The sequence below is a fragment of the Pseudoalteromonas sp. TAB23 genome (assembly GCF_000498075.1).
Lineage (GTDB): Bacteria > Pseudomonadota > Gammaproteobacteria > Enterobacterales > Alteromonadaceae > Pseudoalteromonas > Pseudoalteromonas arctica.
The window spans coordinates 41,449-65,357 of the sequence record NZ_AUTP01000121.1 but is presented as its reverse complement, the minus strand read 5'-3'; the positions used below and the strand labels follow the sequence as shown (position 1 = coordinate 65,357).

Sequence of the window (23,909 nt, the reverse complement as noted above, 5' to 3'; positions counted from 1 at the left end):
TAATGCCGATCAGTTAAGAAAATGACCGGTTGACCGATCCAAACGATCATGCAAAATCCGTAGTTAGGAAACTAACTACGGATTTTTTTGTGAATATAGAACAAGCACTGCAAGCAACACTTGAAGAAAGCAGCCGATACCATACCTTTGAAAAATTATCAGAAATTCTTGACCCTGAAATCATTGAACAAGGTTTTCAACAAGCTGGGATTGCAACCGTTCGTAAGCGAAGGTTACCGCTTGAGGCCGTTTTGTGGTCAGTTATTGGCATGGCATTGTTTCGAAAAGAATCGGTTTGGAATATCGCTAATAAGCTAGATATCATGTTACCTGGCAAGAACCAACTCGTTGCTCCAAGTGCGATGGTACAAGCGAGACAAAGGTTAGGTGATGATTCCGTTAAACACGTTTTCAATAAATCTGCTCAATCAATGTATAAGCAACAGTCATTCGAAACATGGAATGGCTTGAACCTATTAGCTGTTGACGGTGTTGTGTGGCGAACAGCCGACACGCCTGATAATCGTAAAGCCTTCTCTTCTGGTAGCAACCAATACGGTGATACAGCCTTTCCTCAAATACGCATGGTCTGTCATATGGAATTGACCAGCCATCAACTGCTCAGTAGCGAGTTTGATAACTATAAAACCAACGAGATGAAATTAGCTGAGCGTTTAATTGAACGTACACCAGATAATTCACTGACTATGTTTGATAAAGGATATTATTCTTTAGGCCTGTTAAATCGTTGGCACCAAACTGGGAAGATGAGGCACTGGCTGATACCAGCAAGGCCCGACTTACAGTATGAAATCATCTCCAGCGCGGGTAAAAATGACCATATCATTGAATTGAAAACAACAAAGCATGCACAAAAAAACTTTCCCGATGTTCCTGAAACGATTAAAGCGAGATTAATCAGTAAAACAATAAAGGGCAAAAGCTACCGTATATTAACCTCGATGACGGATAGATTGCGTTATCCAGGTAATGAAATTGTTGAATTATATTGTCATCGTTGGGAGATAGAACTTGGGTTTAGAGAAATCAAACAAACCATGCTTGATAGCGCATACCATTTAAGAAGCAAGCGTCCAGACATGGTGCGTCAGGAGCTATGGGGCGTGTTACTCGCCTATAATTTAATACGAAGAATAATGACGATGGCGGCGACAGTTACAGGGATATGGCCTAACCAGCTTAGTTTCTCTAGCAGTTCGATGGCTGTCATTCAGTATTTCTCGTCAGTATCTATAATGAGTCCAGGGAACATTCCAATACACTGGCAGCACTTACTCAATACACTGGTCTTATTTAAGCTTCCAGCTAGACGAGAGGATAGAAGATACCCCCGATGGGTTAAGCCAAAACCATCTAAGTATCCCCATAAAAAGAAAAATGCCAGTCAGCTTAACTGACTGGCATTAAGCCTAGGCTGCCTTTTTTGTGTTTATAAATCGCGGCTATTTAAATTTAACCGTTTTTTTACTGCGTGTATAACTTCTGCTTTCGGGCTTAGTCCATTCACCCTTTTTAAGGTAAGAGGTCGATACAATAAACTTATCGTCTTTTAAATCACTAGTAGATTTAACCTTAGTCACCCCCTCTTTACTGCCTGTTACTTCTTCATAGGCTACAAACTGAGTAGGGCTTAATACCGTTATTGTGCCTCTAGTGTAAAATCCTGCCGTAGTGAAATAATAAAATACGAGTGACTTCTTTTTGCTATCATAAAAAATCATCGACTCACCGCCATACTCACCCTCGTTAATCGAGTGCATGGTACGAATAGCTTTACCGTTTAAAGCGCGTTCCCAACGGCCAACATCTTGTGTTTTTTTAGCGCCTTCTGGTACTTTAAAGTCTGCTTGCCACGTTCCTAAGTAAGGTTTAAACACTTCTAGCTCTTTATCAAGGTTACTGGCAGTTTCATTAGCAAAGCTACTAAATGTGCATAAACATAATGCTAAGAATAGCGATTTAAAATATGTCATAATTTGGCTCTCGTTGTTAGGCTCTTATAAGCCCAGTATAGGTGACAATTAATTGATAAAGAAAATATTAATCACGTTCTCATTGCTTTATTTAGCTGCCATTTGGTTAGCTTACCCGCTGCAATACTTACCTGTTTATATACCAATATATGTACCTGGTTATATAAGTGTATTAAGTGCTATCACTTTTTTAATGTACGCGTGGGATAAGCGACAAGCTAAGCGCTCTTCACATAAAAAAGTAAACCGCACGCCAGAGCGCACACTGCAACTACTTGCATTATTTGGAGGATGGCCGGGGGCATTACTTGCTCAACAATTACTTCGTCATAAATCGCAAAAGCGACGTTTTATTATTGTGTTGTGGTTATGTATTTTAATTAATATTGGTAGTTATTTCGCAGTAGGATATTTGTGGCTTTATGAAGGATTTAATATGCCTTAGGCCAGTTATTAAATTAACCAGGCTAAGACATATAAACTAAAACGTACTGAGAAGCTTATTGAGCCGATTGGCTTGCTTCCATTGTATCGAGTTCAACAGTTAGTATTGTTTTTTTATCAACTGAAACCCATTTTCTGTAAGTAAGGTATCCTGCTTTGCTTACTTCAATATCGTATTTACCTTCTTTAAGCTCAATACCAGCTTTGTAAACAGGGTTGATATTCATAATACGAACGCGAGCATCAGCAGGGTTAGTAATAACTGTTAATGAAATTGGTGCAGCTACTTCCTCTACTACAACTTGAGTCTCAGTAACAACTTCCTCAACAACTTGTTCTGTTTTATCAGTTGACGTTGTTGAACAACCAGCTAGTAATAATATTGCTGCAAGTGCGCTTAAATTTTTCATCGGTACTCCATTAGATCATTGTAAAAGTGTTGAGTGTCACGAAAAATCTGGGGAGAGTATATCTAACTCGTCGTCCTTGACCTTCGTTTTAAAATAAACTGGCGGATAGTTTAATATGTATCCGCCCTGTATTCAATTGCCGTAATTCTAATATCTTAAAGCACCTTTCTATAAGTAGCTAAAAGGGGATTTTAACTCATTGATATAAAATTATATATTACAGCATACTATCTAAAGATTGCGTTATGGCTTCGCTTCTCTCTACTAGTTGCTCAGCAGTTCTATACATTTTTCGTTTCATTAATGTATTTGCCATCGTTATGTATCTTCTTGATAGCTCCTGTTTTAACTCAACCAAAAGAGAGAAATCTGCAGGTAATTCATTCGATTCTAAGTTAACTAGTTCTTCAAATTCAAGTAACTCTTTATAGTCTTCTATTTTATCTAGTTGCGCGCTATAGCGTTGAAATCTTGGTTGATAAAATACAACAGCATCAGATGTAGGAAAGTTTACTTGTTCACCTTTATCTATTATCTCTTTGTATGCAGTTAATGCATCAATAGCTGATTCTCTTTTTAATAAATCGCTAAAAAGAAGCTCTGCTTTTTGGCTGTCAGTAAATATCGCTTTACCTACACTCAGTAGCGCTTTTTGCGAAACTACATCATCACTTTCAACTGCTTGATTAAGTGTTAATTTGAAATTTTCAAAATGCTCTGGTGAAGGTTGATATACATATGTGCTATCAACTTCGTTAAGGTCTTTAATTAGTTGGGGGATACTATTGTTGTCAACTTCGTTATAACGGGATTGCTCCAGCAGTAGATTAATTCTTGATGTTATATCAAAAATTATAGACTGGCGTTCTCTAAGAACACTTTCTAATTGCACAGAAAGCGTTTCTGAATCTGGGTAGTACTCCAAAGCTTTAGAATAGACTTGAATAGTTTTATCAAAATCTTTAAATTTATTAGCGCTATTATTTGTTCTACTCGCCCTAGTGTCGAAGCTATCTAATATACTAGTTTGATTAACTCTCAATAAACCTTGTTTTAAGACTTCGTATTGTGGAGGGATTTCTCCTAGCTTATCTAATATTTCAGGTCCACTCCATGACATCCAAGTTTCAACTTGTTGGTTGATAGCATTCGCGTTATCAAGTTTTGCCTGTAATTGTTTTGTGCTGCCATTATTCGAAACATGGTATTGGCCTGCAAGTACAGCTAAGACAACTGAAATAGCAACTAAGGCAATAGTCGGTTTTAAATTAGATTTAAGTTTATTTTGAATTGGTAGTAAGGAACTCTCACGTTGTGATGACTCTAGTGATAATGCCTTTTTTAAACTTTTCCAAAGCCAAATAGGACAATGACTAGGGCGTGAAGCTGAAGTGTTTTTCGAAAGCTTATCGGCAGAAACTCGGTTAAAAGGGTGCTTACTGCTAAGTAGCTCAAATGCGATACATGCAAATGAAAACACATCATCTTTAACAGATGCTTCAGCGCCACTTAGTTGCTCTGGGCTTGCATAAGTTGGGGTATACCCACCAATTGTACCTAGATCTGTATTACTATTAACTGCGTAAGCATCTTCTATGCTTTTATGTTTAGCTATTCCGAAGTCGAGTACCTTAAGATTACCATTACTATCGAATATTATATTAGATGGTTTAAGGTCATTATGTATAACGCCTCTAGAGTGAGCATAGATAAGCGCATCTGATAACTGTTCCAAAATCACTTTGGCTTTTTTAAACGCCATACCAGAGGGTTTATTTCTTTTTATTATTTGCTCTAAAGTTTCACCTTCGATGAGTTCCATTGTCACATAATATAAATCGCCATCTGAATCGGCTGAAAATACTTTAACGATACTAGGGTGGGAAAGTTGCTGCGTTTTAGCTGTCTCATCTTTTAAGAGTGAAATTGCTTCTTCTGAATTTGAAAACTCTTCCTGCAATACTTTTATTGCAACAAATGCTTCAGAGCGGCCTGCGTTTTCTAAAAAAGTATCTCTAGCACGGTATATGTAGCACATTCCACCTTGACCAATAAGCTCTTCAACTAAGTAGCGATTAGATATTTTCTTACCAAGTAGATTTATTTTATTTTTAGGTAATGCTTTTTTTGAACTAGAAGCAAGTGAAGCAATCTGGGTTTTATCGTTAGAATTATTAGTACCGCTCATTATAAATCCTTTTATTGTGTTAATTTAAATAATTGCAAAGGTGTTTTTGTGGTTATTATCAATTTTCCCTCTGATATTCGCATGTATTTTTACAAAAAATGCTTATTATAGCAATGTTTCAATTGTTGAATATTTACATCTATACTCACAGCCCAACACCTTTTTACTTCGATATGATTTTCTCTATGCTTTTATAATTTAAATACTAAACTAAACTAAAATAAAAGAACGATTAGATAGAATGTAAATTAAAGGGGTTATCCGGTTTTAGAGCTATGCAGAGTTATATGGAAAGAAAAAAGTGGAAGGTACGTATTAAAAGCATAAAAGTAGATAACATGAGTTAAACAAGGCGCACTATAAAATCATTATTAGCGCTATTTATTAGCTGCTTTTAGGATTAAAGGGAATTAAGTCTCTGTTTATATATTAATTTCAATGTTGACAATAGTTTCGCTTGTACTTTATCCTAGCGAAATTGTAGATTTATGGGACTAACATATCAAATGGAACTGATACTAAACATAACTAGTTATCATAGACTCTCACCTGAAATTGAAGCTTCTAAGACAGTAAAAGATACGCTTACATTCGGCCGCTCTGAGTCATGTGAATGGCATCTTCCCGATCCTGAAAAAATTATATCTAGTAGGCATGGTAAAATAGAAAAAGAAGGTGATTCGTTCTCTATTTACGATAATTCTACTAATGGTATTTATATAAATTTTGGTGTGTCTCCCTTAGGCCAAGGCAATAAACAACGCCTTTCAGACAATGATGTGCTTACAATTGGTGACTTCCAGATTGAAGTTAAATTAGTTGAGCAACAAACAGTTGCCTCTTCACAAAGCCATAAAGTTATACCTAGTAACCGAAATGATGATAAGCAATTAGAAACACAGGCTGATTCTTTTTCACAATCACATAGCTTTTTAAATGACTCTATTTTAGATGAGTCGATGCCTACTGTTTCTATGGTTCAAAGTGATTTTTCAAATTCAGGGAACCAAATACCTGAAGATTGGGATGACTTATCTCGTTTGATGAATAGTGAGCATCATGTTACCGAAAATAAAAATGATGTAATCACAGAAAAATTAGAAATGCCGATTGCTCCCTCGTCTGAAAAAGCAATACCAGAAGTAAGGCATATCGAACCTACGCCCCAACGTGTAAAACAAACAGAGCCACAGAGTGATTCGTCTTTATCTGATGCATTTTTGAAAGGGCTAGGAGTTAAAGCTGAATTACAAAGCTCACTTAATACAAAAGAGCTTTGGTATGAAATGGGCCAAGGTTTGAATCTAATGCTTAATGAGCTTATGGAGTCTCTGCGTCAAAGAGCGCATGTTAAAAGTCAATTAAGATTAAACCATACAATGTTTCAGACGCAACAAAATAATCCATTGAAATTTTCTGCCGATATAGATGATGTTATTCAGAATTTATTCATAAGGAATAGTGCAAGCTTCCTTTCATCTAAGGAATCTATAAAAGAAAGCTTTATAGATACACGTAGACATGAGCATGCTTTACTAGCAGGTGCTGATGGTGTTCTTAAAGGGATGTTAGCTCAAGTTTCTCCTCAGCACATTAGTCGCCAGGCAAATGAAAGCATCAATGTACTTAAAATTATCCCCGGTCAACTCGAGTCTAAATGTTGGAAGTTATATCAGAGTTTACATGATGATCTTTCGCAAGAAGTTAATTCAAAGGGGGCGCTGGCTCTGTCGGATGATTTCTTAAATGCATATAATGATAAAATTAAAGATACGCACTAGGAAGGAATGAAATAATGCATAAAGTTAAGCTCTACTTAATGAGTTTTAGTTTATTATTTTTAGTATTAGGATGTTCAACAGTTAATAGAATTGTTCCAGCATCTACAGATTTAAAAATCAATGTTTCTAAAAATGTAAATCCGGACACATCTGATAGACCATCACCAGTAGTGATGAAAATATTTGAGCTTAGTTCCAGAACCATTTTTGATACACAAGATTTCTTCAGCTTATACGATACACCTGAAAAAATACTTGGCCCCGATTTACTTAAAAAAGATGAGCTTGAATTACAACCAAACTCAGTACAAAAATATAAAATGAGTCTGAATCGAAATACTCGTTACGTAGGCGTAGTTGTCGCATATAGAAATATTGATCAAGCAAGGTGGAGAGCTGTAATAGAAGTTGATCCAACAGGCTACGATGATATTGATGTTAATGTAGAAGCAATTGCTACATACATGAGAGAGCAATAAAAAAGGATTTTAAAATGGGTGATAACACTCGTGTTGCATGGACTGAAGGGATGTTCTTAAGGCCTCAACACTTCCAACAATCAGATAAACATATTTCTAATGTTATTAAGCAAGTTTGCAGCGGTAACCTTGCTGATCCGTGGGGAATACTTGAAATTGCTATTGATACAGAGTTATTAAATTCAGGTCAGTTTGCAATTGAAGCTTTATCAGCCATAACACCTGATTTAATTCCTATTGACATGCCACAGTCTACATCTCTTCCTGAACCATTAGTTGTTGGAAAAGATGTGTATGATGAGATTGTTTATTTGGCAATACCTGCTTTAAAAAATAGCGGGATTAATATTTCAGCGCCCGAAGAAAATATTGTCACTCGTTATAAGTTAAATGACTTGTCGGTAAGCGATGACTTTATTGGTGCGCAATCACAAGAAATTATTCAAGTAGCAAAAATATATAGCAAATTAGTCTTATCTTCAGACGATCATTCTGGTTACATACTACTTCCTTTAGCAAGAATTTTAGAAGTAAGTAGCGAAGGCCAAATCAAATTAGATAGCAAATATATCCCAGCTTCTTTGAAAGTAGGGCAATGCAAGCCCCTTCTTGGGTTAGTTCGTGAAATAGGCTCTATGATAAAGCAGCGCTCAGAAAGTATCGCTGTGCGGTTATGCCAAGGTTATGCTGGTAGTACTTCTGTTGCTGACTTTATTATGCTTCAGACGCTAAATAAGTATGACGCTGTTTTTGATAATTTATTATCAGTTAACAATCTACATCCTAATGTGCTTTATATTAGACTTATTGAGCTTGCTGGTGAGTTATCTACCTTCAGTACAGTTAATAAGCGAGTTCCTAAACTTCCTAAATATGATCATAAAAATTTAGGGCAAGTCTTTAGTGAAGTCGTTAGCTTTTTATATCAATCCTTAAGTCATGTAATTGAGCAAACTGCAACTGAAATTAAGCTTGAGCAAAGTAAGTTTGGTATTTCATTTGGAGCGCTAAAAGATAAATCAGTGCTTAACTCAGCTCAGTTCATTTTAGCTATCAAAGCAAGTGTTCCGCATGAAGAACTTCGTAAGATACTACCTTCACAGATCAAAATTGGCAGTGTAGAAACAATACGCGATTTGGTAAACAATCAAATTCCCGGCATAACAATTAGTAGCTTGCCAACAGCCCCGAGACAAATTCCTTACCATGCAGGTTTTCATTATTTTGAATTAAACAAACATGGGGAACATTGGGAAAAACTTCGTTCGAGCGGAGGTATTGCTATTCACTTGTCAGGTAGCTACCCAGAACTTCAATTGAGCCTTTGGGCTATCAGAACTTAACTTTTAAAAGGAAGAGTTTCAATGGACGAAACCATTATCAAACCACGCCCTGGTAGACGAGGGCGTGAGACATCAAATAATACAAATATTAATAGTGATGCAGATAAAACGGTTATGTCGGTTGAGTCAGCATCGACTAAACTGCCAAGTAATACAAAAATATCTATATTTAAAAACCCACTTTTAGAAGCTGCGACAGATTGCTTCTCTATTGTTATCTCTATTAGTCAATCTGTAGAAATGACTAATTTAGCTGCTTTAAAACATCGCTGCGTAGAAGCAATAAAACGTTTTGAAATGGAAGTGCGTAATCAACATTTATCTAAAGATGTGATTAATAATGCACGTTACTGCTTGTGCGCAATACTCGACGAGTCTGTATTAAATTCAAAATGGAGTTCAATGGAATGGGCTGATGAAAGCTTGTTGTCTACCTTTCATAAAGAAACGTTTGGTGGTGAATATTTTTATACTCTTTTAGATGACTCACTTTCCCAACCAGAAAAAAATGAACAATTTTTAGAGTTACAATATCATTGTTTAAATCTAGGTTTTAAAGGTAAGTATAGGCTAGATACAATCGGCGATAACAAAGTAGAAGAGTATCGTTCGCAGATTTACCATTTATTGAATCAACTCAATGGACCTGTAAATAACAAGCTTTCACCAAATTGGAAACAAAGAGTAGCCGCAGGTGTTGAGCTTAGAAATCAAATACCACTTTGGGTTATTTTTTCAGTTTTAGGGCTAGTGCTATTAGCTGTTTACTTATTTATTAACATGAAATTAAATGATGAAGTTTTTTCAGTGAATGAAAAATTGTCAATAATTCACCCTTTAGCAAATGATCAGACTGTTGATAAAAAAGATCAGCAATTATTAGTTTTAGAGCAGTTATTACAAACTGAAATAAAAATGGGGATTGTTGAAATAAACAAAACTCATGATCGAATCAGAATTACTATAAACAGTGAAAGCTTGTTTAACCAAGGTGACTCAAAATTATTACCATCATTTCAACCTATATTAGAAAAGCTAGCGCTTAGTTTAGAAGGTACAAAAGGACGTATATTAATTACTGGTCATACAGACGATACTCCAATTAGTACAGATAGATATCCATCCAATTGGCACCTTTCTCTTGCTAGAGCTACTCAGGTAGCTAATTCTATGGCAAAAAGCACGAACCTTAGCGGCCGTTTATGGCCTGAAGGAAAAGGCGCTGCAGAGCCAATTGCCAGTAATTCAGATTCAGCTTCTCGGTCATTAAACCGACGAATTGAAATCGATCTATTATTTTAATGAGGCTGAAATGAGTTTCTCACAAAAATTTAAAAAAATGACTTACGCGCTTACATCACGCACTGCAATGCTGATCATTGGATTTATTGCTTTATCATTATTAATTTGGTTTGGCGGCCCTTTAATTGCAGTTGCAGATTATGTGCCTCTAGCGAGTATAGCTTCCCGGCTGCTTACTATTTTATTTGTACTACTAATATTCTCAGTTTCAAAAATATATAGTCTAGTTCAGCAAAGTAAAAGAGACGAAAAAATGGCTGATGAGTTAATTGATAGTGATGACTCAAACAGTAATGAAGTAAATGAAGAAATTACGACTTTAAAAACAAGAATGAATGAAGCTATAGACTTGTTAAAAGACGTAAAACTGTTTAAAGGTAAAAATATTTACCAGTTACCGTGGTATATAATGATTGGGCCACCTGGAGCTGGCAAGACCACCGTAATACATAACTCTGGTCTAGATTATCCTTTGAAGGATAAGCTTGGTGTAGATTTAGTTCATGGTATTGGTGGGACTCGAAACTGTGATTGGTGGTTTACTAATAAAGCTGTATTAATTGATACCGCAGGAAGGTACACGACTCAAAATAGCCATGCAAAACATGACTCTAGAGCGTGGGAAGGCTTTTTAGGCTTACTGAGAAAGTACCGTCCTTTGAGACCAATTAATGGTGTGATGATCAGTATGGGTATCTCAGAGTTGATGAGTCAAACCAAAACTGAGCGAAACTTGCATGCACGTGCAATTAAACAGAGGCTTCAAGAACTTCAAAATCAACTAGGAATGACATTCCCTGTATATGTTATTTTTTCAAAAGTTGATTTAATAGAAGGGTTTAGAGAGTTTTTTGGCGAATTAACAGAAGAAGAATGTGAGCAGGTTTGGGGCGTAACTTTTGAGCTGGATTTGGCAAAAGATACGCAGGTTGAAGCTTTTAATAAAGAGTTTCATTCTTTAATTTCTAAATTAACCGAAATGCTTAATCGTCGACTTATTAACGAGCGTAATCAAGCTATACGAGCTAAGATTTTTGAGTTCCCTAGGCAGCTTAGAGTGTTGCAAGGCGTAGCTGATGGGTTTTTAAAAGAAATTTTTACTCCTAATGCATATGAAGAGTTACCAATGTTCAGGGGCGTATATTTAACAAGTGCGACCCAAGAAGGTACACCATCAAGTTTCTTGAATGATGTTAATGCCGGAAAAACAGATTATATAAACCAATCAAAAAGTTTTTTTATAAAAAATGTTTTGGAAAGCGTTATTTTTCCGGAGCAAAACTTAGCAAGTACTAACAAACACCATGATAAACAAAATAAATGGTTACGTATCGCGAGTATCTCACTTGCTTGTGTTGCTTTGTTTGGCTTTTCAATTTCATGGTATTTTAGTTTTGCTTGGAATAGCAATTTAATTTCTGCAACAGAGGAAGCAGTCACAACATACCAAGAGCTAGATTCAGCTTCATTTGATAGAAATAACTTATTAGTGTTAAACGATAGGCTAAATGCATTAAGAGACTTACCAGCGAGCAATTCAGATTTATTTAATGTGCAAGACTCTCCTTCATTTGGTTTTAACAAACTAAATGAAATTAGAGAATCATCTGTTAATGCATATGACCGTTCGTTGCAAACATATTTAGAACCATTTATAAGTAACACGCTGATTAAAGAGATGGAGGCTCATCCTGAGCATTTAAGTTATTTATATGAAACGTTAAAGTGTTATTTAATGTTATTTCAGCCTGAGTATTTTGATAGCGAAGATATTACTGTTTGGTTTAGTGCTTACTTAGAAAGAAGTTTACCTGGTGATAAGAGCATTCAAACCAGAAATGAATTAATGGGTCACATTACTGCATTATTAGGGAACGGTATAAATCAGAGCGAGATTGATAATCAGGCAGTACGTAATGCGCGTACTGAATTAACTAAACTTCCTATTGCTGAAAGAGCATATCAACGTCTTCAAGCTGACTTTTTAAATAGTAGTATTCCACCATTTAGATTAACTGACATTATTAGTTTTGAAAGTGCGCAAAAATTTACTTTTAGAAATAATGGGGAGTTAACAAGAAGTATTCCTGGCTTATATACATTTAATGGCTTCCACGGCATTTTCAATGTAGAAAAAAGCAAAATGCTTGGTAATTTAATGGCCAGTAGTTGGGTATATGGTGAGGAAGCTTCGGGAACTTATGATATTTCAAAAGATGAAATTGAGAAGAAATTAGAGCAACGTTATTTTCAAGATTATATATATTATTGGCAATCGTTTTTGGATGATTTAAGTCTTAACCAATATAGCTCTCCATCGGAAGGTGTAAATATTACTGATGTATTAGCGGGTTCAGAAGCTCCAATCAAAAACATTATAAGTGCCGTGCAAAAAAATGTTCAGTTAACAAAGCTACCTGTATCTGAAAACCAAAAAGCAGCCGGTAAAGTTGCTGCTAACGCTGCAGAAATAGCAATGCAAACGAAGGCTAATAGAATTAAACGTTTTTTACCTAATGAAGCCCCTAAGTTTGATATTAAATTACCTGGTCATCAAGTAGAAGAAGCATTTGAAGATGTTATTAATATTGATGCACAGCAGTTAGATAATATTCAGAAAAACTTGAGAGAACTGAATATTTATTTAACAAAACTAGATAGAGGCGATCAACTTAAATACTCAATAAAAGATCAAATTAGTGGAAAGAGTAAGCCAAGTTTTATCCGTCAATTAGAGTTTCAGAGCCGTGACTTACCTTACCCGTTTAATAGCTGGTTATTAGATATAAGCCGAGATACGAGTAATATCACAAAAAATAGTGCAAACAGACACTTAAATGAAATTTGGAAAAGTAAAGTTCTACGAGAATACAATGCAGCGATTGTAGGAAGGTACCCATTTTCTCCACAAGCGGATAAAGAAGTTAACATGAAAGACTTTACTCGCTTCTTTGGACCAAATGGAACGATAGACAGCTTTTTCAACAGTTATGTTGCACCTAGTGTAGATATAAGTTCAAGCCCATGGAAATTTGAAAAAGACATTGGTATCAGCAATGAAACACTAAAAATGTTTGAGCATGCTTATCAGATCCAAACTGCATTTTTTGACCGTGGTAGTGATACACCAAGAATTGAATTTGGGTTACGACCACTTGAACTTGACCGTACAGTATCTAGTTTAATGATAGAAATTGATGGGCAGTCTATGACTTATCGTCATGGTCCACTGAAAGTGACTAACTTTATTTGGCCTGGAGCAACGGGGCAGAGCAAAACTCGTGTTGTATTTACCCCTCCTAACGGTGGCCGTTCTATGAATACAACTTACCTTGGAGAGTGGTCACTTTATCGTATGCTAGATGAGCTGAGTGCGACACGAAGTAAAACGCGAGAAGACTTACAACTACATTTTGCACTTATGGGAAATAATGCAAAAGTAGAGTTATTGCCTAAGTCAATTAGACACCCATTTTGGAATACAAGTGTAGAGAAGTTTTCATGTCCGACGCGATTATAAATATTGGTTACCTTGGCAAAGTCCCATGCTTAGGGGATTTTGTACAAGATAATGTTTCTAAAGAGTTTTCTGAACACTGGGAGCAATGGCTACAANAGGATAATTATCTAACTGGCCCTGTATGGCACTTTGCTTTGAGCTCAAATATAGTTGGTGATACTGGAGTGATGGGAACACTTATTCCAAGCATGGATGCCGTTGGCAGGCACTATCCTTTTACTGTATTGAGTAATACAGACCATGCACCGATTGAAGTTCTAAACTCTGGTGTATTTTCTTTAGAGTATGAAGACGCTGTTTTAAAAGTACTAGATGGATCTGTCGATCTTTTTTCTTGGAGAAAAGAGCTCGCAAAAACTATCAAAATGGCTCCTTCTGAAAAGAAACAAGTTAATTTTTTTGACTCTCTAGACAAAAATAAACAAGGTGAAGCATTTGAGTTTTCTGGCACAGAGCTTACCAACACCATTTTGCAAGATGCGATGCATGCCATACTCTACAAAAAGCATGGCGATTATAGCGTTTGGTGGACACATGGGTCATGTAATATAAAGCCGATGGTGGTTATAACTTCCGCCTTGCCACCGGTTAATCAGGTCGCTGCTATGTTAGATGGACGATGGAAACACTGGGAATGGAATTATACACAGGTAAAAAACAGTGATAAGTAATAAATTTAGTACAAGCTATGCTATTACCCATCGAGGTGTTGTTAGGCAATTAAATGAAGATGCTCACGTTGAAATTAATAGTCACAACGTATGGGTTGTTGCTGATGGTATGGGTGGGCATGAGGCCGGAGAAGTCGCTAGTCAATTAGTTGTTGATGTTATCAGGGCTAAAGTTCAGGAACTTGATTTAGTTGATCTTGATGTATCTCACATCGTTAGCGCTATAGAGAACGCTAATAAACAACTAAATAACTATAGTTCGCAATATTTAGATAACAAAACCGCTGGTAGTACCGTGACGGCTCTTTTTATAAAGGGCGGAGTGTACTATGTGATTTGGGTTGGTGATAGTCGGGCTTATTTATTACGTAATGGGAAGTTTGAACAAGTTTCACGCGATCATAGTCAAGTAAATGATTTAATTGATGAGGGAATAATCTCAATCGAAGAGGCAAAAGATCACCCTCTTTCAAATGTAATTACTCGCGCAGTCGGCGTAATGGATGAAGTTAAAGTAGACGTAATTAAAAACGAACTTAAAACAGGTGATATATTTCTTTTATGTTCGGATGGCCTTACAGGTGAATTGTCAGATGACGATATACGCTTATCATTAGAGCCAAGTAGTATTATAGACTCAGGTATGGCTTTAATGCATTCATCGTTAGTTAGAGGCGCTAGAGATAATGTAACATGTATTTTAGTTAAGTATGACGAAACAAAAAACAATCTCCATGGCGAAATACTTAATATACAAGATGAGGCAACCATTCCCTTATTTACAAAATAGGGTCTAGTTAGTTTTTTGTTTTATTAGCACTATTTAAAAGTTTTATGTTTAAAGTATTCATGCCCTAATTGTGTTTATACATTTGTAATAACTAATGTATAAACACAATTGTAACTGGGCTTGTAATTTAATATAAAGAATGTAATATGAAATCCGCTCTGCTTTATTAGAGTTTTATGGATAATTATTAGGACGACGGAATGTTTTTATTAGAAGAATATATCTCCCCTATTTCAGACACAGAGATTGCAGGTATTGATCCTCGCTCAGATGTCTCTCCTACGTCTACTTATTATGCCTTAAAAGATTTACGCAATCAGTTACGAGCTGCTGAACGTAATGCTTTGGTTGACGAGCAAGGTATCTCATCGCTTTCACGCGATTGGTTACCGCTTTTAGAACAATGCAGCGAAGCTATAAAAACTGAAAGCAAAGATATCGAATATTTAGCATGGCTTATAGAAGCCTTGTGTCGTATTCATGGATTTAAGGGTTTAGCATTTGGTTTTAAAGTTGCTTATAGCTTATTAGAAAACCATTTTGAGTCTTTATATCCAACTTTAGATACTGATGATGATATTTCAGATAAAGTTTCAGCGCTAGTTGGTTTAAATGGAACCGCTGGGGAAGGGACTTTAATAATACCGATCAAAAGTATTTACCTAACTGACAGTGTTAGTTTAGATGCTTTTTCTTTTTGGGAATACCAGCAAGGCTATGACATTTCTCGTTTAAACGAGGAAAAAAGAGAGAAAAAAATAGCGCAAGGCTCTGTTGATTTTGAATTAATAGAAAAAAGCGCAGCAGAAACGAGTACTGAATTTTTTCTTTCTCTAAAACAAGATATTGAAGACTCAATCGAGGAGTTTTCGATACTTAGTGATGTTATGGATAAAGTTACAGATCAACCTCAGCCTACTTCTAATATAAAAAAAGCGCTCGAAGTTGCACTTGCAGCAGTTAAACATATAGCAGCTGATAAATTGGAAGCTGCTGAAATTGCTTTAGCAGAAAAAAATGCGGTAGAAGAAGATACTGATACAGGCGGAGATGATAATTCGGTTGAAGTGTTAATCGAAAAATCGAGTAGTAATGAGATTAACTCTAGAGAAAGTGCGATTAAAAAATTAAAAGAAATCGCTACTTTTTTTAGAAAAACAGAACCTCATTCACCAATGTCATACACGATTGAACAAGTAATTCGATGGAGCGAATTGTCGCTACCTGAGTTATTAAATGAATTAATTACAGATAGTGATGCTAGGACTGGGTACTTTAAGTTGTCTGGCATTAAAATCAGCGAAACTGAAACATAAGTAAAAGGAGTTCTCAATGAGTATCCATGATAAATTAAAACGAGTTCGTAAGCCTAGAGTACATATCACTTATGATGTGGAAACTGAAGGTGCAGCGGTTAAAAAAGAATTACCATTTGTTGTTGGTGTGATGGGGGACTTTTCAGGAGATAATGCTGATGCCTTAAAACCACTTAAAGACAGACGATTCATTCAGATAGATCGTGAAAACTTTAATGATGTTTTAAAGCGCATGAGCCCTTCTCTTAATTTATTAGTCGACAATACATTAAATGATGATGGTTCTCAGTTTGACGTTAAACTTAACTTTAAATCAATAGATGACTTTGAGCCGGCAGCAGTTGTAAACCAGGTTGAGCCATTACGTAAGCTAATGGAAACGCGCAACAAGCTTCGCGATTTAATGACAAAAATTGACCGTTCAGAAGAACTTGAAAACGTTTTAGAAGAAGTGCTAAGTAATACTGCAAGTTTAGACTCTATTGCTAAGGAACTTAAATTAGAGGAGACTGAAAAATGAGTACAGAACAATTAAGTACAGAGTTAGAGTCAACTACTGAAGTAAGTTCATCTTTACTAGAGCAAGCCATTGGTGCAACAAAACAGACTGATGCAAGCCGAGCTGAAGAATTACTTAAAACACTGACTGAAGAAGCCTTAAAAGGTACAGTTCAGTGGAACAAAAATATGACTGTGACGTTTAATGAAGCAATTCAATTAATCGATCAAAAAATATCAAAGCAATTAAGCGTTGTTATGCACAGTGAGCAATTTCAGAAGCTTGAAGGCTCATGGCGTGGTTTACATCACCTAGTGATGAACTCAGAAACAAGTGGCACACTTAAAATCCGTGTTTTAAACATGAAGAAAAAAGAGCTTCATAAAGATTTAAGTAAAGCCGTTGAATTTGATCAAAGCCAAACGTTTAAGAAAATATACGAATCTGAATTTGGTACACCTGGTGGCGAACCTTATGGAACTATAGTTGGTGATTTCGAATTCACTAACCACCCAGAAGATGTTGAAGCATTAAGCTTAATGTCTAATGTTGCTGCTGCTGGCTTTTGTCCATTTATTGCAGCATCTTCACCTTCGTTATTTGGTTTCGATAACTGGGAAGAGCTAACTAAACCTCGTGATTTAGAAAAAGTATTTGAATCATTAGAATACACTAAATGGCGCTCGTTTAGAGACAGCGATGATTCTCGTTTCGTATCATTAACAATGCCTCGTTTCTTATCACGCCTTCCATACGGCGCAGCTTCTAAGCCTGTCGAAGAGTTTAACTACGAAGAATTTGAAGTTGAGCCTAAAGATGGTCGTTCAGTAAGTACTGATAATAATGATTATTGTTGGAGTAACGCTGCATACGCAATGGCTACAAATATGACAAAAGCTTTTGCTCAATACGGTTTCTGTACAGCAATTCGTGGTGCTGAAGGCGGTGGTAAAGTTGAAGGTCTTCCTACACATATTTTCACTAGCGATGATGGCGACCCAGATCTAAAATGTCCTACTGAAATTGGTATTACGGATCGTCGTGAAGCTGAGTTAAGCAAACTAGGTTTCTTACCTCTGTGTCACTATAAAAATACTGATTATGCAGTGTTCTTTGGTGGTCAAAGCTGTCAAAAACCACAAATTTATTCTACGCCGGATGCAACAGCTAACGCCGCAATTTCTGCACGCCTACCTTACTTAATGGCAACATCTCGTTTTGCTCATTACCTTAAAGTTATGGCTCGTGACAAAATCGGTAGCTTCATGGAAGCAGAAGATGTTGAATCTTGGTTAAACCGTTGGATTCTATCGTATGTAAATGCGACAGAAGGCGGTGGCCAGGACATCAGAGCACGTTACCCTTTGGCTGATGCAAAAGTATCTGTTAAAGAGATCCCAGGGCAACCTGGTGCTTACAATGCTGTAGCTTGGTTGAAACCATGGCTGCAAATGGAAGAGTTAACTTCTTCTTTACGTCTTGTAGCTAAAATTCCAGAGATTGGTTAATTAACCAATCTTAAGCGTTAAGGATAATGCAGTAGAATGAATCACGAAGAGTTTTCATTTATAAATCAAGACTTCGCTTTTCAACAAAAGTCGCAGTCTCGAATAAGTGATAATGAAGCTTTGCTCGACAGGTTTTTAAATGAAAAAAACCTTGATAAAGCATTATTATTATGGCTTGAAGGCTCTTCTGATTCTCCTATATCTTGGAATAAAGAATCCCTAGGTCCGTATCTACAACGTGTAATCGTAGAACTAGACCAACTCATATCAAATCAATTGAATATCATTATTCATGATAACCGCTTTCAAAAATTAGAAGCCACTTGGCGTAATTTATGGTGGTTGTTACTGCAAAGCGAACAATACGATAAAGAAAATAAAGTTAAAGTTAAGGTGCTTAATTGTGATTGGGCAACATTGTCTAAAGATGTTAACAAAGCGATTGACTTTGACCAGAGCTTGTTTTTTCAAGTACTTTATCAAAGCGAATTTGACAGCGCCGGTGGAGAGCCATTTGGAGTTGTAATAGGTGACTACGAAATAACAAATGCATGTTCTGCAGGAACTGTCTATAACGATATAGATACGATTAAAGAAATATCCAGAACAGCTGCCGCCGCATTTGCCCCATTTATTTGTTCTGCTTCACCTAACTTGTTTGGAGCTGATTACTTTTCTGATTTAGGGTATTACTCAGATCTTTTTAATCACTTTGAACAACCAGAATATGTAAAATGGCAAAGCTTTCGAAAGATGGAAGAGGCTCGGTTTGTTGGCTTTACGTTGCCGCACATATTAGTTAGACCACCATATAGTAATGATGGTAAGCGCCATCAAGATTTTTATTTTAAAGAACAAATTATCGACCCTGAGACCGATATGCTTTGGGGAAATGCCTCATATCAGTTTGTATCAACAATAATAAGAGCTTACTGTGAAAGTGGATGGTTTGGTCATATTCGAGGAATTGAACCAGGAAAAATATCCAAAGGGTTAGTAACAGGGCTTGCTCGCGATAGTTTTGCAAATGATATATATCAAAAAGAGGCTAAGCCTCCTTTAAATTTACTAGTTACAAGTAAGTTTGAAAAACAGTTTTCTGAACTTGGTTTTATTCCAGCTTCATCAGTGACTAACACTGAACATGTTGTTTTTTATAGCAATGCATCAGTGCAAAAAACAAAAAACTATGACTCTAGTGCTGCGAATATTAATGCTCGCTTATCATCAATGCTGCAATATATTTTATGCGTATCGCGTTTTGCCCATTATTTGAAATTATTAGCGCGTGATCGTGTTGGTTCTTACATTTCAGCACAAGCTTGCGAGAGAGATTTACAAGCTTGGATAAATAATTACACAACAGCATCAGATTCAGCTTCAGAGCATATTCGAAGTAAATACCCATTAAGTAACGCAAGAATAAAAGTGAGTGAGAACAAGGCCAACCCAGGTCATTATTTTTCTGTTTTACAGTTACAGCCACACTTTCAATTAGATCAGATGGTCTCTAGTATAAAATTAATTACTGAGCTCAGTCCTCATCATAAAATAAAGGAATAGTAATGAAAAAAATACATAACTTAATTCGTGAGGGGAAACTCACTGATGCACTGTCTTGTTGCGCTACGGAGCTTCAAGATGAACCTCTAAATTTTGATATTAGAAGTGTTTATGCAGAACTACTTTGCATTAATGGCGAACTTGAAAAAGCCGATAAACAATTAGATTTCATGGTTCAAAAGAACCCTGAATTTGCTGTGGGAGCTGTAAATCTTCGCCATTTAATTCGTGCGCAACAATCAAGAGTTGATTTTTACCAAGGTAAAGGCATTCCTAAGTTGTTTCATGATGCAGATGCGTTAGATACTATATTCTTGAGAATGCACGTTGCTCTACTTGAAAATGAAGTTGATGAAGCTGCAAAATTAGCAAAAGAAATGGAAGAATTGAGAGTTCAAGCGTCACAAAGTGGTACTTCAGTAATTAGAGACCTTGATGACAGTTTAGGTCCTTACTTAGAAGTATTAGGGACTAATGGTGAATTTTATTTAGCTAACTTTAATGAAATTGAAACATTAAAAGTTGAGCCTAATGAATCACTACTTGAAAGTATTTGGCTAAGAGTTGAAATTACAATTAAAGATGGTGGTCCCTCTGGTACTGCGCACTTACCACTTGTATACGCTAATTCAAATAGTGAACTAGAAAAGCTAGGTCAAGTATCTGACTGGGAAGAATTACAAGATGAATTTATTATTGGTAAAGGAATGAAAATGTTATTCGTTGATGACGAAGCAATTACAATCCCGAACTTAAAAATAAACGTTTTAGAAACAGCATAGTCTGATTTGATTAATTATGATTGAGCATAAACAACAGCTTCAAGCATCTATTTTAGACAGGCTCATTGATGATGAGCCTGACTTTCAAGATGCACCTTCTCGTACAGAGGGAATAACAATTAGTGAACTGAGGAAAAATGTACGAAGAGATATTGAAGCACTGCTTAATGCTCGGATTCAATGGCATACATGGCCATCACAATACGACGAGTTAGCAACGTCTTGCTTGTCGTATGGTTTGCCAGATTTTTCTAGTATGTCAGTGAGCTCTCATGAAGGGCGGACTTTGTTGTGTGAAACAGTTAGAAATACAATTTTAAAGTTTGAACCTAGGTTTCTTGAGGTCGAAGTATTTACTGACGACGAAGTCCCCATTAATCGCGTACTAAACCTTAGAATAAACGCACTTTTATACGCAGACCCTGAGCCTGAATTTATTAGTTTTGACTCTGAAGTTGAACCCGTTAATTTGGGTATGAAAATTATTGAGGCATCTTTATGAACGATGAATTATTAAAATATTATAATCGTGAATTAGCATTTGTGCGTCATCTAGGTAAAGATTTTGCCGATAAATATCCAAAGGTAGCTGGGCGCTTAAAGCTTAGTGAAGATCATATTGAAGACCCTCATGTATCAAGATTAATTGAATCATTCGCTTTTTTGACAGCAAACATCAGGCAAAAATTAGATGACAGTTTTCCAGAGCTAACAGATGCTTTACTAGGACAAATGCTGCCTGATTATCAAGCTCCAATTCCTTCAATGTCGATTGTTAAGCTAGAAGCTGAAAACCTATCTACTACGGGGATAGTTATTCCCAGAGCCAGTGAAGTAGAAACTAACGTTGAGTCAATGAAGCAGTGTAAATTTCAGACGTGTTATGAAACATATTTATGGCCTGTAGAAATCACAAGTGCTCAATTTGATAACAGCCCATTTGTGGCGCCAAAACCAAGGTGGCATGAAAAAGCTAAATCAATATTTAAACTTGAGCTAACAGGGGAGTACAAAGGTGTATCTCTTGCTGAAACAGGGCTGGAAAAATTACGCATTTTTATTAATGGTCAATGGCATCATACTTTAAAAGTTTACGAGCTTTTATTTAAGCATTGTATCGGAATTGCTATTGATAACGGTGAAGAAGGGATTAAATACTTATCCAAAAATCAACTTAAAGCCGTTGGTTTTGATGTGAATGAAGCTGTTGTCCCTTACTCTAAGCGTTCGTCTGCGGGTTATCGCTTATTGGTTGAAAATTTTACTTTCCCAGAAAAATTCAGGTTTTTTGAATTAGACGGAATTAAATCCTCACTACCAAAAAAATCGAATCAATGTACCTTATATTTTTATCTAGATACTGAATCTGCAGAGCTTGAAAAGCAGGTTGATAAGAGCATGTTTTTACTCGGCTGTACGCCAATTATTAACATGTTCGAGCAAGAGTTAGAGCCAATACGTCCAGAAATAAGTGAATACGAGTATAAATTAACACCGCGCTACATGGACTCAGAAATTTCAGAGGTTATCGGTCTTTCAGAAGTTATCGCTTTTGACCATAAAGGTAACAAGCAGGTCGTATCGCCTTTTTACGGGCAAACACACCCTAAATATCACGGACACGATGATTTATTTTGGCATATTCGCAGAGAAACGGCGTCATGGGCAGGCGGCTATGTTGAGTCGGGCACAGAAACATTTTTGTCACTTGTTGATGCTACGTTTGAGAATAGCGCAATGGCTTACGGAGAAGGCAATACAGTTTTAACCGTACGTGCAAATTGTAGCAACAGAAACTTACCAGCCAGTATGCCTTTTGGTGATGACGAGTTGGGCTTACTGATGCCTGAACGTGGTGATGTAATTAAAAAAATACGGTGTTTAATTCCATTTACTCATGCCGTTAGACCTATATTAGCTGATGCAACCCGGTGGCAATTAGTGAATCATTTAACACTAGATGCTTTTAGTGGTGATGACGCGTGTAAAAAGTTGAAGGAAGTACTTCGACTATATGATTTTAGAGCATCACCACAAACTAAGGGCATGATTGATAACATATATAGGGTTTTAATTAAACCATCAACAGCAAGAGTGGTACAAAGTGGCAGAGTAAGTTTTGCAACAGGAAGCGATATTGAAATAACGTTTGCTAATGATGATTTTTCTGGCAGTGGTATGTTTTTCTTCGCGACTATACTTGATCATTTCTTCGCACAGTTTTCTGCAATTAATAGCTTTACTCGTGTGAGCTTGAGACTGAAAGAACAAGAGGAATTATATTATCAATGGCCAGCTAGAGTAGGCGATAGTCCTCTTTTATGATTAAGCATATTATTTCTCAAGCATCACAAATAGATTTTTACAAGGCTGTTTTTATAATAGAAAACCAGCTTAAAAAGCATGGCTTAGAACATAGACATGTTGGTTACGATAGCAATCCAAAGCAGGAGCTTATTAGGTTTACTGCAACACAAAAATTTGGCTACCCAGGTAATGCAATTACCAAGTTAGAAGAGACAAGTTTTGAAGATGGATTACATAAAGTAAACATGCAGGTCTCATTTATGGGATTAACGGGATGCTCAGGCGCTTTACCTCAGTTTTATAGCGAACTAGTAATGCAGCGACTTCGCTACAAAGACACAACGATGCGTGACTTTTATGACATGTTTAATCATCGTCTAATTTCGTTGTATTACAGAGCGTGGAAAAAGTATAAGCCATCTCTTAATCATGTAAATAAAGATAAAAACAAAGACCCCTATACACAAATACTAGGGCTTTTAAGCGGTGGCTATAACGAACACCAACTTCACTTTTCGGGCTTGTATAGTCGTAAAATAAGAAATGCCTCTGATTTAAAAAGTATTTTATCTTCTTATTTAGGCTGTGACGTAACGATTAAGCAAATGATTGGTCAATGGCACGATCTCAATCCACAAGAACAAACACGCTTGGCAAGTCAGACTCTTTATGAAGGGCAACATGCATGCCTAGGTGTTGATACTGTTATTGGAAATAAAGTCTGGGATATTTCGTCAAATATAGAGGTTCACATTTCTTCAAATGATCCGAGCAAAGCCAGAGCATTGTTACCAAAAGGAACATTGTTCGAATTAACAAATAAAATAATTAAAGATTATGTAGGAAATGCAGTTCAATTTCGTTTAGTGATTGAATCTAACTTTGACGAGCTAGAAGCTGCAACACTATCTAAGAATGATTGCCAACTTGGCGCAAATAGCTTTTTAGGCGCCCGTAAAAATACATTAAACACTAACCCTACTAAGTTATCGTTTAAAGGATAATTAAAATT

General features: G+C 36.3%; 20 protein-coding genes. 17 read left to right on the top strand and 3 right to left on the bottom strand.

The features are described from left to right. Window positions 1-95 precede the first annotated feature (95 nt). Complete coding sequence (locus tag L654_RS0104120) at window positions 96-1,418, top strand: IS4 family transposase (protein ID WP_101162806.1); 1,323 nt, start codon at window positions 96-98, stop codon at window positions 1,416-1,418. 45 nt (window positions 1,419-1,463) lie between these two features. Here the strand turns inward: L654_RS0104120 and L654_RS0104115 are convergent, their stop codons facing one another. Next, window positions 1,464-1,994 (bottom strand): hypothetical protein, encoded by a 531-nt coding sequence (locus L654_RS0104115; protein ID WP_024607358.1) that lies wholly within the window; start codon window positions 1,992-1,994, stop codon window positions 1,464-1,466. A gap of 52 nt (window positions 1,995-2,046) precedes the next feature. Here L654_RS0104115 and L654_RS0104110 point away from each other — a divergent pair, with 52 nt between their 5' ends. Then, window positions 2,047-2,439, top strand: coding sequence for a DUF1294 domain-containing protein (locus L654_RS0104110; RefSeq protein ID WP_024607357.1), 393 nt, complete (start codon window positions 2,047-2,049; stop codon window positions 2,437-2,439). Between the two features lie 55 nt (window positions 2,440-2,494). On the opposite strand, the gene L654_RS0104105 is transcribed toward L654_RS0104110, so the two are convergent. Next, on the bottom strand, window positions 2,495-2,848 hold the full coding sequence (locus L654_RS0104105) for a PEGA domain-containing protein (protein ID WP_024607356.1): 354 nt from the start codon (window positions 2,846-2,848) through the stop codon (window positions 2,495-2,497). Between the two features lie 217 nt (window positions 2,849-3,065). Beyond that, window positions 3,066-5,036, bottom strand: coding sequence for a serine/threonine-protein kinase (locus L654_RS0104100; RefSeq protein WP_024607355.1), 1,971 nt, complete (start codon window positions 5,034-5,036; stop codon window positions 3,066-3,068). 506 nt (window positions 5,037-5,542) lie between these two features. On the opposite strand from L654_RS0104100, the gene tagH reads away from it, so the two are divergent. The 15 genes from tagH to tssG all read left to right on the top strand — a co-directional run bounded on the left by tagH (window position 5,543) and on the right by tssG (window position 23,901). After that, on the top strand, window positions 5,543-6,817 hold the full coding sequence (tagH, locus tag L654_RS0104095) for a type VI secretion system-associated FHA domain protein TagH (protein ID WP_024607354.1): 1,275 nt from the start codon (window positions 5,543-5,545) through the stop codon (window positions 6,815-6,817). 14 nt (window positions 6,818-6,831) lie between these two features. Then, complete coding sequence (gene tssJ / locus L654_RS0104090; protein ID WP_024607353.1) at window positions 6,832-7,296, top strand: type VI secretion system lipoprotein TssJ; 465 nt, start codon at window positions 6,832-6,834, stop codon at window positions 7,294-7,296. A 14-nt stretch (window positions 7,297-7,310) separates the two neighbouring features. Next, window positions 7,311-8,639 (top strand): type VI secretion system baseplate subunit TssK, encoded by a 1,329-nt coding sequence (tssK, locus tag L654_RS0104085; protein WP_024607352.1) that lies wholly within the window; start codon window positions 7,311-7,313, stop codon window positions 8,637-8,639. 21 nt (window positions 8,640-8,660) lie between these two features. Continuing rightward, window positions 8,661-9,941, top strand: a complete 1,281-nt coding sequence (gene tssL, locus L654_RS0104080) for a type VI secretion system protein TssL, long form (protein WP_024607351.1) — start codon at window positions 8,661-8,663, stop codon at window positions 9,939-9,941. Window positions 9,942-9,951: 10 nt separating this feature from the next. Continuing rightward, entirely contained in the window at window positions 9,952-13,461 is a 3,510-nt protein-coding gene (gene tssM, locus L654_RS0104075; RefSeq protein ID WP_024607350.1) for a type VI secretion system membrane subunit TssM, read from the top strand. Continuing rightward, a complete protein-coding gene (gene tagF / locus L654_RS0104070; RefSeq protein WP_024607349.1) occupies window positions 13,443-14,132 on the top strand; it encodes a type VI secretion system-associated protein TagF in 690 nt (229 codons plus the stop codon). Before tssM ends, tagF begins: the two co-directional genes overlap by 19 nt. Continuing rightward, window positions 14,122-14,922 carry a protein phosphatase 2C domain-containing protein gene (locus L654_RS0104065; protein WP_225305707.1) on the top strand — a complete coding sequence of 267 codons (801 nt, stop codon included), beginning with the start codon at window positions 14,122-14,124 and terminating at the stop codon, window positions 14,920-14,922. Before tagF ends, L654_RS0104065 begins: the two co-directional genes overlap by 11 nt. Before the next feature lie 200 nt (window positions 14,923-15,122). Further along, complete coding sequence (tssA, locus tag L654_RS0104060; protein WP_024607347.1) at window positions 15,123-16,238, top strand: type VI secretion system protein TssA; 1,116 nt, start codon at window positions 15,123-15,125, stop codon at window positions 16,236-16,238. A 16-nt stretch (window positions 16,239-16,254) separates the two neighbouring features. Next, window positions 16,255-16,758, top strand: a complete 504-nt coding sequence (tssB, locus tag L654_RS0104055; protein ID WP_024607346.1) for a type VI secretion system contractile sheath small subunit — start codon at window positions 16,255-16,257, stop codon at window positions 16,756-16,758. Beyond that, on the top strand, window positions 16,755-18,245 hold the full coding sequence (gene tssC / locus L654_RS0104050; protein ID WP_024607345.1) for a type VI secretion system contractile sheath large subunit: 1,491 nt from the start codon (window positions 16,755-16,757) through the stop codon (window positions 18,243-18,245). The genes tssB and tssC (L654_RS0104050) overlap by 4 nt, the downstream gene beginning before the upstream one ends. A gap of 36 nt (window positions 18,246-18,281) precedes the next feature. Next, entirely contained in the window at window positions 18,282-19,808 is a 1,527-nt protein-coding gene (tssC, locus tag L654_RS0104045; protein WP_024607344.1) for a type VI secretion system contractile sheath large subunit, read from the top strand. Between the two features lie 2 nt (window positions 19,809-19,810). Continuing rightward, a complete protein-coding gene (locus tag L654_RS0104040; protein WP_024607343.1) occupies window positions 19,811-20,590 on the top strand; it encodes a type VI secretion system accessory protein TagJ in 780 nt (259 codons plus the stop codon). 16 nt (window positions 20,591-20,606) lie between these two features. Continuing rightward, entirely contained in the window at window positions 20,607-21,092 is a 486-nt protein-coding gene (tssE, locus tag L654_RS0104035) for a type VI secretion system baseplate subunit TssE (RefSeq protein ID WP_024607342.1), read from the top strand. Next, window positions 21,089-22,915, top strand: coding sequence for a type VI secretion system baseplate subunit TssF (gene tssF / locus L654_RS0104030; protein ID WP_024607341.1), 1,827 nt, complete (start codon window positions 21,089-21,091; stop codon window positions 22,913-22,915). Before tssE ends, tssF begins: the two co-directional genes overlap by 4 nt. Beyond that, window positions 22,912-23,901, top strand: coding sequence for a type VI secretion system baseplate subunit TssG (tssG, locus tag L654_RS0104025; protein ID WP_024607340.1), 990 nt, complete (start codon window positions 22,912-22,914; stop codon window positions 23,899-23,901). The genes tssF and tssG overlap by 4 nt, the downstream gene beginning before the upstream one ends. Window positions 23,902-23,909 lie beyond the last annotated feature (8 nt).

Coding starts and splice junctions, on each gene's coding strand:
- L654_RS0104115 (WP_024607358.1), bottom strand. CDS start 1,994: ATGACATATTTTAAATCGCTATTCTTAGCATTATGTTTATGCACATTT.
- L654_RS0104105 (WP_024607356.1), bottom strand. CDS start 2,848: ATGAAAAATTTAAGCGCACTTGCAGCAATATTATTACTAGCTGGTTGT.
- L654_RS0104100 (WP_024607355.1), bottom strand. CDS start 5,036: ATGAGCGGTACTAATAATTCTAACGATAAAACCCAGATTGCTTCACTT.
- tagH (WP_024607354.1), top strand. CDS start 5,543: ATGGAACTGATACTAAACATAACTAGTTATCATAGACTCTCACCTGAA.
- tssJ (WP_024607353.1), top strand. CDS start 6,832: ATGCATAAAGTTAAGCTCTACTTAATGAGTTTTAGTTTATTATTTTTA.
- tssK (WP_024607352.1), top strand. CDS start 7,311: ATGGGTGATAACACTCGTGTTGCATGGACTGAAGGGATGTTCTTAAGG.
- tssL (WP_024607351.1), top strand. CDS start 8,661: ATGGACGAAACCATTATCAAACCACGCCCTGGTAGACGAGGGCGTGAG.
- tssM (WP_024607350.1), top strand. CDS start 9,952: ATGAGTTTCTCACAAAAATTTAAAAAAATGACTTACGCGCTTACATCA.
- tssA (WP_024607347.1), top strand. CDS start 15,123: ATGTTTTTATTAGAAGAATATATCTCCCCTATTTCAGACACAGAGATT.
- tssB (WP_024607346.1), top strand. CDS start 16,255: ATGAGTATCCATGATAAATTAAAACGAGTTCGTAAGCCTAGAGTACAT.
- tssC (WP_024607345.1), top strand. CDS start 16,755: ATGAGTACAGAACAATTAAGTACAGAGTTAGAGTCAACTACTGAAGTA.
- tssC (WP_024607344.1), top strand. CDS start 18,282: ATGAATCACGAAGAGTTTTCATTTATAAATCAAGACTTCGCTTTTCAA.
- L654_RS0104040 (WP_024607343.1), top strand. CDS start 19,811: ATGAAAAAAATACATAACTTAATTCGTGAGGGGAAACTCACTGATGCA.
- tssE (WP_024607342.1), top strand. CDS start 20,607: ATGATTGAGCATAAACAACAGCTTCAAGCATCTATTTTAGACAGGCTC.
- tssF (WP_024607341.1), top strand. CDS start 21,089: ATGAACGATGAATTATTAAAATATTATAATCGTGAATTAGCATTTGTG.
- tssG (WP_024607340.1), top strand. CDS start 22,912: ATGATTAAGCATATTATTTCTCAAGCATCACAAATAGATTTTTACAAG.